Raw genomic sequence first — 11564 nt, 5'->3', positions numbered from 1 at the left:
ATGAAAACAAAGAAGCGGGTTCTTATCAGCATCGTTACTGTGTTACTTTTCATCACCACGGCTTGCGGCAATACGGGCGGTACAAACACCGGTAACACGGATGGGGCATCGGCTGAAGCCGGTAATGCAAGCGCTAACACATCCGGGACATCTGAAGCAAATGGCAGCAATATTGCGGGGGTAAAGCAACCGCCATGGTACCAGGAACCTAATGCCGCACAATTGGAAGCGGTTAAATTGGATAATGCTTCCGATATGATCGTAAGCAGCGGCCCAAATGGTGAAGAGGCGACGAATGCCAGTGACATTGTGATTACTGACGAACAGGCTGCCAAGATCAAGGAAGGAAAATTCACTGCAGCTATTGCCATGGGGTTCTTGGGCGATGACTGGTCCGAGCAGCAGCTCGCCGGCTTAAAGTCGGAATTCGGCAATCTCGGCATCGAAGTTGTGGCTGAAACAAATGCTAACTTCAAGGATACGACGCAAATTTCCGATCTTCAAGCGATTTCAGGCAAGAAGCCGGACATTCTGGTAAGTATTCCACTGAATGCGCAAACAACGGCGAATGCATACAAATCACTTGCTGATCAAGGCACAAAAATTGTCTTTATGGACCAGCCTGCAGAAGGTATGGAGGCGGGCAAGGACTATGTTTCTGTCGTATCCGCAGACAGCTTCGGCCTTGGAATGAACATTGCGGATGAATTAGCGAAGGCGATCGGCGGCGAAGGTGAAGTGGCGGCTCTCTATTATGCACCGAACTTCTATGTAACTAACCAGCGCTATCAAGGGTTCGTAGCTCGTCTGGCAGCAAAACATCCTAATATCAAATTGGTTGAAGCACAAGGCTTCCAAGACCCGAACCGTTCACAGGAAGTAGCTGCAGCTATTATTACAAAATATCCGAACTTAAAAGGGATTTATGGCAGCTGGGATGTACCGGCCATGGGTGCTGTAGCAGCCGCTCGTGTTGCAGGAAAGTCTCCGGAGAAATTCAAGATTACGAACGAAAACCTTGGCAATGAAGCTGCCTTGAACATGGCACAAAACGGCTTCATCGCCGGTATTGGATCACAGCGTCCATTTGACCAAGGCGTTGCGGAAGCGAAATTGGCTGCACTTGCGATGATCGGAGAGCCGACGCCGGCTTATGTTGCGGTTCCTTCGCTCGCTGTTAACCGGGATAACCTTGAAGAGTCATATAAGGTGATTTATCACAAGGATGCACCGGCAGATATTCTGGAAGCATTGAAAAAATAAGAATGGCCACGGCATGGCGGAGGTGAGCGCTTCTGCCATGCCGGCCATTTAATTATGTAGGCGGTGAGACTATGACGATCCCACACATACTTGAAATGGAGAACATCAACAAATCGTTCAGTCGTGTGCCTGTCTTGAAAAATGCACGCTTTGAACTGCGCAAAGGTGAGGTTCATGCCCTGATGGGAGGCAACGGCGCAGGGAAATCAACGCTGATGAAAATTCTTACCGGTGTATACACCAAAGATTCCGGAACCATTACATTGGAAGGCGAAAAGGTGGAGTTCCTCAAGCCGAAGGATGCCGAACGCAAAGGTATCGCAATGATTTTCCAGGAGTTCAGCCTGATCCCGACGCTTACAGTTGCAGAGAATATATTTTTGAAACACGAGCCCAGAAGAGGCATCCCCTATACGATCAACGGAAAAGAGATGGTGAAGAGATCCCAGGCCATTCTCGATGAACTCGAGGTCGACATTGATCCTAATGTTACGGTTGACTCGCTTAGCGTCGGTTACTGGCAGATGGTAGAGATTGCCAAAGCGTTATCGAAAAACGCTCGAATTCTCGTGATGGATGAGCCCACGGCTTCCTTATCGGAAAGTGAAACCCGTTCCCTGTTTCAATTAGTGGGCCGTCTTAAACAAGCGGGAATATCAATTGTATATATTTCTCATCGAATGGCGGAAATTTTTGAAATCTGTGATCGTATCACGGTTATGAAGGACGGACAGAACGTCTTGACGGAGGAGTGCAGCCAGATCTCGATGGACCAGGTTATAGAGTCCATGCTGGGCAAAGAGACAGCCTCGTTCGAATGGAAGGAAAGGCAATATGAGCTTGATCAAGAGCCTGTTGTAAAGGTGCGGAATCTGGCTTACGGAAGCAGAGTGAGGAATGTAAGCTTTGATCTTCGTCCAGGGGAGATTGTAGGCTTGGCAGGTTTGATGGGGAGCGGAAGAACGGAAATTGCGGAAGCGATCTTCGGTATGCGCAAGCCCGAAGCGGGAGACATCCTTATCCAAGGGAAGAAAATCAAGGACGTTCGGGATGCAATCAGGCAAGGGGTTGCTCTAGTTCCGGAGAATCGGCGCAAGCAAGGGTTGATCCTGGATCATACGGTTCGAAGCAACATCATGCTTACAAACATCTATCAATTATCCAAACATTTATTTGTAAATGATTTTGCCGGAACGAAAATGACGAACCAGTTTATTGATAAGCTGAATATTAAAACGGACGGCCCGGAGAAAATTGTGAAGCTGCTGTCCGGCGGGAATCAACAAAAAATCGTGCTGGCGAAATGGCTGGCTAAAAATCCGAGCCTGCTGATCCTGGATGAACCTACGATTGGTGTAGATATAGGCGCAAAATCGGAAATTGTTGAGATCGTCCGTGAGCTTGCCGACAGAGGAATATCCGTTCTTGTCATTTCCTCCGAATTGCAGGAACTTCTGGCGATAGCCGATAGAATTCTAGTGTTATTTAACGGCGAAATCATAAAAGATATATATCGTCGGGATATTCAGACAGAGGAGGTTCTGCATCATGCAATCCAAGGATATTAAAAACATGGAGACGGCTCCGATGTCTCGTTTTCAATTTGTTTTGAATTGGAGAGATTACTTTGTTTATATTGCATTCGCGATCGTACTGATCTTCTTCGCTTTTACGATTTCGGGTGACGGCTTTTTCAATCCATCTAACCTGTTTAACATCGTTCGGGCTACTACTATGATTTCAATTATGGCCGTTGCAATGACCTTCGTCATCTCAGCGGGGGAGCTGGATTTATCGATTGGCTCGACGACGGCGTTCTCCGCTCTGATCTCGGCCATGGCCATGGATGCCGGATACGGAATGGCTGTAGGGGTTATCGCTGGTCTGTTGGCCGGTCTGCTGATTGGCGCTATCAACGGTATCCTTGTTACGAAAGTAGGCATTCCTTCGTTCCTTGTCACCTTGGGAATGATGCAGCTGCTGCGCGGTGTTGATATGTGGCTGACGAATACCAATCCTGTAGTCGTCAAGAACGAGAGCTTCAACTTCTGGTTCGGCTCCGGCAACTTAGGCTCCATCCCCGTCTTATTGTTATGGTCTCTGGTGTTCCTGGGAGCAGGGCATTACGCCCTCAAGCATACCCCATTCGGGCGCGAGGTGCTGGCCACGGGCGGCAACCGGCTTGCTGCAGAGTATTCGGGCGTTAATACGAAGCGTATCAAGTTTTATGCGTTCCTGCTTTCCGGCGGCGCTGCGGCGATTGCAGGCATGCTCTATGCCGGCATGATGCAAAGTGCGCGTTACAGCTTTGGACAGGGCGATGAGCTCAGCGCGATCGCTGCGGTTATCTTGGGAGGGACCAGCCTCTTCGGCGGCGCGGGTACAATCATCGGTACGATGATCGGTTCCCTGCTGATCGGGACCATTAATAACGGGCTCATTATTATGGGACTTAGTGTAAGTCAGCAGATGATTGTCAGCGGTGCGATTATCATTCTGGCGGTTGCGTTTGGTAAAAAACCATCGTCTTAAGCGTTGAATATAAGTCATTCCAGTTTCATTTTTTCGAGAGTGATGCACCCTTTGAACGGATCCTTCCAGGGGTGCTTTCCTATGATCAATTTTAACTTGCATACAGCTTTGTACAGCGAAGGGGTTGTCATTTTTTACCTCTTCATTTTTTGATTCATTGGTGTAATGATGATAATAATACGTTTGCCCGTATTCATAGTTTATCCATGATTCCAGGTGCAAGGGGGAGGCCCAGTTGAAAGTCATTCTAGTGGAAGATGAGCCGAATTCATTGATGGGGATGAAAAGAGCCTTCGAAGGTATGGATACGGAAGTATCATTATTTACTTCAAATTTTGCTGAAGAGGCAATGGAAATCATTTCGGAGCATAAGCCGGAGTTAATCGTTACGGACATTATGCTGCCAGGTATGACAGGATTGGATCTTATCGAGCATTCGATTGGTGAGCACTACCGGCCTAAAATCATAATCGTAAGCGGTTACAATGATTTCGAGTATGCGCAGAGAAGCATTCGCTTCGGGGCTGTCGATTATTTGCTGAAGCCATTCCAAACGATGGAGTTCTCTGAGAAAATCCGCAAGGCGCTGCTGTTGATCCAGCAGGAAAAAGAACAGAGCAATTATCAGCAGCAGCAGCATACGTTTGCCCGGATGGGCAATCAGTTGATGCGCGATAACTATTTGACGGATTTTTGCATGAAGCATACCCCGCTTGACGAGCATAACTATCAAAGATTAAAGCTATGGAACCTGGAATGGCTTGCGGAACAGAGCTATTCGATTTTTGTACTTGATACCAAGGGTTATCCGGACGGCAAGCCGAGCGGGCGCAATTATGCGCTGCAAACCTTTGCGATTGGCAATATCCTGGCTGAAGTGTTGAGGGAATGTACACAGACGGTATTTTTCAAAGATTTAAAGCATCGATGGATCGTTATAACCGGGAATGATCATGTTCCTGAGCTTATGGAATCGGTAATCTATAATGTGAGAAGGTTCCAGAAGATTGAGCTGGCTATAGGACTCAGCGCCAAGATGGAGTTTTTTGAGCATATCCATCTCGCTTATCTGGATGCGATGAGAGCTTTTCGGATCCATTCTTTATCCGGTCCTTCGGAGATGTCAAGCGAATGCGATTCCTCGGAATCCATCGGTTATATGACACCGGAGCAGATGGCTTCATTGTTATGTGAACAGAACGAGGAGTCGATTACACGGGCCGTCAATCAATTCATCCGGGAAATGGTAATGCTCGAAGGGACGGAAAGCGGCAGGGATATCATTCGCGGCATCTTAAATTACCTATCGGAAGTTCATGACAGCCTGAGGGGTCTGAAGAGCGATTACTCCGGCGAAATTCCGATGAAGCTCTGGGAGACGCTCGAGGAGTGCAGCACGATTCAAGATTATCAGCATGTCTTGAGCGACCATCTCATATCGGTATCCCGAAAGCTGTTCACTCCGAAGATCAATGCAATTGTCGAGCGTGCATTAGAGAAAATCTCCGCCAGCTATATGGAGGATATTACATTAAGCAGAATCGCGGAAGAGATCTCGATCCATCCCGTGTGGCTAAGCCAGCTGTTCAAGAAAGAAACCGGACAGACCTTCACCGAATATCTTGCCGATTTTCGGATTAATCGCGCGAAGACGCTCCTGAGAGATACAAGCATGAAAGTTTATGAGATTTCCACTGCGGTTGGCTACAACGACTTACAGTATTTCGGCACGCTGTTCAAAAAGAAAACAGGCGAAACGCCGAAAGAGTTCAGGTACGGCAAATGAGGAAGAGAAGAAATTTAAATACGCTGTTCAACAAAATGCTTCTGATTATGACTTTATCGATGTTAATCCCGATCGCAGTGCTGGGCTTGCTGTCATTTACGAAATCCAAGGAGCAGATCGAATCCATCACGGCCCAGTTTCTTCAGGACAACCTTGGACTAAATGCAACACAGGTCAGACGAATATTGGTCAGCGTGGAAGAGGAAGCGCGCCGTTTGGGCACGTCAGCAGAAATTCGCAGCTATCTGGCAACCTATTACGCTGCTGACGAAGCGGAAAAAGTTCCATTCTCCGTGGTGGAGCCAAGGCTTCAACTCAAGCTAACCAGCGCTTACCGTATGAATGTAATAACGAATGATTCGGAGTCTTACCGGAAGTTTTCCGATCTGATTTATGCAACGGGAGACCGGGGGGTTTGGATTCATGAATGGGATCGGGCTATGGCTAGTCCGGTGTTCACCTATGCGGCATTCATCAGAGATGCCAGCTTCAATGCAATTGGGATTCTCAAGTTAGAGATCCCGGAATATTTAGTCCGCGGGGGGATCGTTTTCCCGTCTTCGTTTAAGAACTATAAAGTGATGATCGTGGATAGCGGTAACCATATTATTTCCGATACCGATACAAGCTTCTATAATAAGAAGTTTGAATATGAAGCGTATTTTCCGATGAAGGACTGGCAAATGGGGCAAATGCAGCTGAATCGGGACGGATGGAAGATCGTTGCGGCTGTTCCTAATAATGAGCTTGCAGGAAAGGTGTATCAAATCAAGGATTTCACGATCTGGATTGTTATCATCAGCATGGTTGTGGTTACCTTACTGCTTGTTGTGCTTGTGCGTACCTTTACCATCCCGATTAAAAATCTGGTTCTGCATATGAATGAAGTGAAGCGGGGACTGCTCAATCCGTTTGCACTGTATAAAGAGAGGCGGGATGAAATCGGCCAGCTTGTACGCGGCTACAATCAGATGGTCTCGGGCATGCTGGAACTGCTCCACATGACAAAGGGCATGGAGGCTGATAAAAGACAGCTGGAGTTGCAGACCTTGAATCATCAGATCAACCCCCACTTCTTTTATAACACGCTGGATGCGATTAAATGGATGGCTGAATACAGCAATCAGCACACGATTGCCGCGATGGTCACCAAATTATCCAGCCTGCTCAGGTTCAGCCTGAACAATGGAGAAGAATGGACGACTGTGGAGCGGGAAATTGAGCATGCGCGAACTTACCTTGACATTGAGCTTCTCCGGAGCAACCGGTCATTTGAGGTGTTCAGCCATATCGGATTGGATATTCGCAAACGAAAGATCATTAAACTCATTTTGCAGCCGATTATGGAGAATGCGGTGAAGCATGGCATCAGCAAGCTTCCGGAAGGAAAAGGAAAAATTAAGCTGACCGTGAAACGGGATGGCAATGAAATTGTCTTCATTATTGAAGACAATGGGCCTGGATATCAGGGCGGACCATTACTTGATCTGGACAACCCTCCTGAGAAGGATGGGATTGGCGGCATCGGATTAGTGAATGTTCATAAACGGCTGCAGCTGCATTTTGGATATAAGTACGGACTGCTGGTGCATCCGAATCCGGAAACAGGATTTAGAGTCGAAATCCGCCATCCGATTGTCGATGAGCCGCCGGAGAGCAGAAGCGGCTAACTTGCGAGGTCAAAGCCGGTCTTTGCAAGTGTGGTATCAGAGCCTGGAATTACGGAGAGTGATCCACGATCAGACCATATATTCTTTATATATTCATCCGATGAGATGCCTTGGCAGTTTTAATCTGTAATTTAACGCTGTCCAAAATTCTCAGGTCAGGGAATACGAGGCGCAGCAAATTAATAGAAGAGTCAGCATTCAAAGTAGAATGCCGGCTCTTTTTCTATTTCGCACTCCTTTCAATGGACCAACCATGCGATAATAATAGGGTGCTGGATAACTTCGTTGACCTGGGATTTGAACTCATTGATAATATAGTGAGACATCCTGTAGTCCGTAAACATTTTGGGAATAATAAATTTGAAAGTGACCCCGCATACGGAATTGGAAATATGTTCACAGATTCTGGAGATTGGAGCAAACATATGATATACAGCAATTTAGAAGAATGTATCAACGATTTAGAAAAGCATGGACATTTGATTCGTATTCACGAAGAAGTAGATCCTAATCTTGAAATGGCCGCGATTCATATGAAAGTTTTTGAGGCCGGCGGCCCTGCATTATTATTTGAACATGTTAAAGGTTCGAAATATCGTGCGGTATCCAATCTTTTCGGGACCGTTGAGCGGAGTAAGTTTATATTTCGAGATACATTGGAATCGGTACAAAAAGTAATCGCTTTGCGCAACGATCCCGTTAAAGCGCTCAAAAATCCTTTTAAATACATTGGAACGGGACTCGCGGCAAGTAAAGCTCTACCGTCAAAAAAATCGGGCAGCCTGCCCGCCGGGTTTCAGGAAATCCAAGTATGCGACCTTCCTCTCATTAAACACTGGCAAGAGGATGGAGGCGCTTTTGTCACCCTGCCCCAAGTGTATTCGGAAGATCCCGAAAAGCCGGGAATTATGAATTCCAATCTCGGTATGTACCGTGTTCAACTAAGCGGCAACGAATATGAAATGAACAAGGAAGTCGGAATCCATTACCAGATTCACCGCGGCATCGGTGTTCATCAGGACAAAGCTAACAAACAAGGCGTCCCGCTTAAAGTGAGTATATTTATAGGCGGTCCTCCAGCGCACACGCTGTCAGCCGTTATGCCTTTGCCGGAAGGCATGAGTGAGTTGACCTTCGCGGGCCTGCTTTCAGGGCGCCGTTTCCGCTACAGCTATGTCGATGGTTACTGTATCAGCCATGATGCCGATTTTGTAATTACAGGGGAAATCCATCCGGGCGAGACGAAACCTGAGGGCCCTTTTGGCGATCATTTGGGCTATTACAGCCTTACACATCCTTTTCCTGTCATGCGAGTGCATAAAGTGTATGCTAAACAAGGCGGCATATTTCCGTTTACCGTCGTAGGCCGGCCGCCTCAAGAAGACACCGCATTCGGCGAGTTAATTCATGAGCTGACAGGGGATGCGATCAGGCAGGAAATCCCAGGGGTAAAGGAAGTTCACGCAGTTGATGCTGCAGGCGTACATCCATTGCTCTTTGCGATTGGCAGCGAGCGTTATACTCCTTATCAACAAATTAAACAGCCGGCCGAGCTTCTCACCATCGCCAACCGGATTTTAGGAACGGGACAGCTGAGCTTAGCCAAGTACTTATTCATTACGGCAGAGGAGAATCGGGCATTAAGCACGCATCATGTCGAGGATTTTTTAACGTATATCCTGGAGCGTATCGATCTTCATCGCGACATTCATTTTCAAACCAATACGACAATCGATACCCTTGACTATTCAGGAACCGGGTTAAACACCGGCAGTAAGGTTGTATTCGCAGCTGTTGGAGATAAAAAAAGGGATTTGTGCACAGAGGTCCCAGACATTTTGAATGGGCTGCAGGGGTTTGCAAATGCATCTTTGGTGATGCCGGGCATCGTAGCCATCCAAGGGTCCAAATTCATAAATTACACCGAAGCGCAGCAGGAGTTAAAAGGGTTATGCGAGGCCATTCAGGCAAAAGGCCAGCTGTCTTCTTGTCCGATGATCATTCTATGTGATGACAGCCGGTTTATAAGTGCGGAGATTAACAATTTCCTTTGGGTTACATTCACGCGCAGCAATCCTTCCCATGATATTTATGGTGTGAACAGTTACTATGAAAATAAGCATTGGGCTTGCGATAATGTTATTATTGACGCCCGTGTTAAACCGCATCAAGCACCGCCGTTGATACCTGATCCAACTGTTGCAAAGAACATCGAACGATTATTTGTAAAAGGCGCCAGTTTGAGCGGCATTCAGATATCGTGAGTGTCGATAAACCCTTCATATGATGAGTTAGAACAAATAGGGGCGAGGGGTGTCCGAAGGGGAAGGGAGGACACCCGCCACGGAATCGGATACCCCCGCCACAAAAAAAGTTCTAATGCTCATCATTTGGGTTTATCGAATAAGCTCAACCACGTCCCCTGGACGTGGTTCTTTTTGTGTTCTCATAGACAAAAAAATCCGCTCAATACTTTTCTTGCACTGTAATGATGAATATTACTGAAACGACGGGTTCAAATGTTCAAGAATGCGGTAACTGCTGTAATTGCTTCTCGGTCTGGTGATCACTTGCCTGATTGATATCCACGTTGACGAATATAGTTTATTCTAGGGGCTCCTTCGTGGGCTTCTTGATCGGAATTTATTAAGGAGTTGAGCTTTGGTGTGTACAGTATGATGCGAAAACAAAGGGGAAATCAGGATCACGAAGAAGCAGCGGATCACATCATTGTCGAAATTAAAAGGATACTCCCTGCGTAAATCTGCTAAAATTGTGCAGAAGAGAAAGGTTTGGAACATTATCGCATTAAGTCTGACGTTGGCAAGCATGTCATTAAAGGTATTTACCATATTCAGAATGTGAATGGTGTGAATGGTCGTTTAAAACAGACTCAACATTCAGGCGGGAGCGAGGTCGTATGCAAAAAATCCCCATTCAGCAGCAATATTCTGCCAAAGGGGGATCTGTTATACCTGTACTATGGTTTCAACACGAATTTGATGCATTCATCCTGATGGTTATAAAAGGTGTTATACGCATCATGTGCTTGATCCATCGGCACCCTGTGCGTAATGATCTCCGTTGGATCGAACTCCCCTGCCGTAATCTTTTGGAACAGCATCGGCATATAGTGGATAACGGGTGCTTGTCCCATTTTGATCGTAATATTTCTTTCCCACAAATTGCCGAACATGAATTGATTATATTTGGAGCCATATACGCCTGTCATTTGAATGGTACCGAATTTCTTAACGGCGTTCATCGCAATATTGACTGCGCTCAGCGTTCCGCCAACCAGCTTAGCCTTCTGCTCTTCCGCCTCCACTGGTGTCTTCTTGCCGTCCATACCGACGCAATCAATGACAGCATCGGCTCCTCCGCTTGTGATTTCTCTAATATGTGTACCCGTATCAGGGAAATCCTCAAAATTGATAATTTCGACGTTGTTTATTTTTTTGGCATAATTCAGCCGGTAAGGGAGATTATCAACCGCAATGACTCGTTTTGCCCCTTTCATCCAGGCAAATTTCTGTGCCATTAAGCCGACAGGGCCGCAGCCAAGGACTACAACGGTATCGCCTTGCTTCACGCCTGCGTTGTCCACGCTCCAATATGCGGTAGGCAGTACATCAGACATAAACAGCAGCTTCTCATCTTCTAATTCACAAGATTCCGGAATGACAAACGGCATGAAATTACCGTAAGGTACATACAGTAATTCAGCTTGTCCGCCTTGATAATTCCCATATCGCTCGGTAAAACCAAAATAAGCGCCAGTATCGACCTGCGGATTGGGATTGGAGTTGTCACATTGGCTTTCCATTTCATGCTGGCAGTAATGGCATTGACCGCATGAGATATTGAACGGCAGTACGACGCGGTCGCCTTTTTTGACGCGTGTCACCTCAGGTCCTACTTCTTCGACGATGCCCATCGGTTCATGGCCGATTACATAATTTGGTTGGGCCTGAACAGCACCTTGATAAATATGGAGATCGGAACCGCAAATGGCCGTTGACGTAATCCGGACGATAATATCGTCTTTGTTCTTCTGAAGCGTTGGATCGGGCACCTGTTTAACCTGCATATTCATTGGCGTTTGGAAAGTTACGGCCTTCATCATCATCCTCCTGATCATCGGTGTATACGCCTGATGGATTACTTAGAAATTCATTATATATTGTGTATCGATGTTATAGAAATATACCAATGCATGCCACGCAATTGATTGTTTTTTAAAATTTTACGTTCCCAAGCCGCTTTCTTGGGAGTGCTACTCTCCAAGGGAGTGGCTTTTGTCTGTTTACTTG

At 46.6% G+C, this 11564-nt stretch carries 7 protein-coding genes and 1 pseudogene; 7 read left to right on the top strand and 1 reads right to left on the bottom strand.

The window, feature by feature from the left end; all coding sequences use genetic code 11:
• From IEW11_RS06830 to IEW11_RS06800, 7 genes and pseudogenes are all read left to right on the top strand, one after another.
• Positions 1-1263 carry a substrate-binding domain-containing protein gene (locus IEW11_RS06830; RefSeq protein WP_188530300.1) on the top strand — a complete coding sequence of 421 codons (1263 nt, stop codon included), beginning with the start codon at positions 1-3 and terminating at the stop codon, positions 1261-1263.
• A 71-nt stretch (positions 1264-1334) separates the two neighbouring features.
• Entirely contained in the window at positions 1335-2831 is a 1497-nt protein-coding gene (locus IEW11_RS06825) for a sugar ABC transporter ATP-binding protein (RefSeq protein WP_188530298.1), read from the top strand.
• Entirely contained in the window at positions 2812-3795 is a 984-nt protein-coding gene (locus tag IEW11_RS06820; RefSeq protein WP_188530296.1) for an ABC transporter permease, read from the top strand. Before IEW11_RS06825 ends, IEW11_RS06820 begins: the two co-directional genes overlap by 20 nt.
• A 235-nt stretch (positions 3796-4030) precedes the next feature.
• Positions 4031-5581: a response regulator gene (locus IEW11_RS06815; protein ID WP_188530294.1), complete on the top strand. Its 1551-nt coding sequence runs from the start codon at positions 4031-4033 to the stop codon at positions 5579-5581.
• Positions 5578-7251 carry a sensor histidine kinase gene (locus IEW11_RS06810; RefSeq protein ID WP_188530292.1) on the top strand — a complete coding sequence of 558 codons (1674 nt, stop codon included), beginning with the start codon at positions 5578-5580 and terminating at the stop codon, positions 7249-7251. The genes IEW11_RS06815 and IEW11_RS06810 overlap by 4 nt, the downstream gene beginning before the upstream one ends.
• 425 nt (positions 7252-7676) lie before the next feature.
• The gene (locus IEW11_RS06805; protein ID WP_188530290.1) at positions 7677-9515 is read left to right on the top strand and encodes a UbiD family decarboxylase; all 1839 of its coding nucleotides are present in this window, start codon (positions 7677-7679) and stop codon (positions 9513-9515) included.
• 513 nt (positions 9516-10028) lie between these two features.
• A pseudogene (locus IEW11_RS06800) lies at positions 10029-10142 on the top strand (IS1595 family transposase); the annotation flags it as partial.
• A gap of 89 nt (positions 10143-10231) precedes the next feature.
• Here IEW11_RS06800 and IEW11_RS06795 read toward each other — a convergent pair.
• Positions 10232-11374: a zinc-dependent alcohol dehydrogenase gene (locus IEW11_RS06795; RefSeq protein ID WP_188530288.1), complete on the bottom strand. Its 1143-nt coding sequence runs from the start codon at positions 11372-11374 to the stop codon at positions 10232-10234.
• Positions 11375-11564 lie beyond the last annotated feature (190 nt).

Source organism: Paenibacillus abyssi (genome assembly GCF_014640295.1).
In the GTDB taxonomy this organism is placed as follows: Bacteria; Bacillota; Bacilli; order Paenibacillales; family Paenibacillaceae; genus Paenibacillus_D; species Paenibacillus_D abyssi.
This window is presented reverse-complemented; position numbering and strand designations above follow the sequence as displayed.

Coding starts and splice junctions, on each gene's coding strand:
- IEW11_RS06830 (WP_188530300.1), top strand. CDS start 1: ATGAAAACAAAGAAGCGGGTTCTTATCAGCATCGTTACTGTGTTACTT.
- IEW11_RS06825 (WP_188530298.1), top strand. CDS start 1,335: ATGACGATCCCACACATACTTGAAATGGAGAACATCAACAAATCGTTC.
- IEW11_RS06820 (WP_188530296.1), top strand. CDS start 2,812: ATGCAATCCAAGGATATTAAAAACATGGAGACGGCTCCGATGTCTCGT.
- IEW11_RS06810 (WP_188530292.1), top strand. CDS start 5,578: ATGAGGAAGAGAAGAAATTTAAATACGCTGTTCAACAAAATGCTTCTG.
- IEW11_RS06805 (WP_188530290.1), top strand. CDS start 7,677: ATGATATACAGCAATTTAGAAGAATGTATCAACGATTTAGAAAAGCAT.
- IEW11_RS06795 (WP_188530288.1), bottom strand. CDS start 11,374: ATGAAGGCCGTAACTTTCCAAACGCCAATGAATATGCAGGTTAAACAG.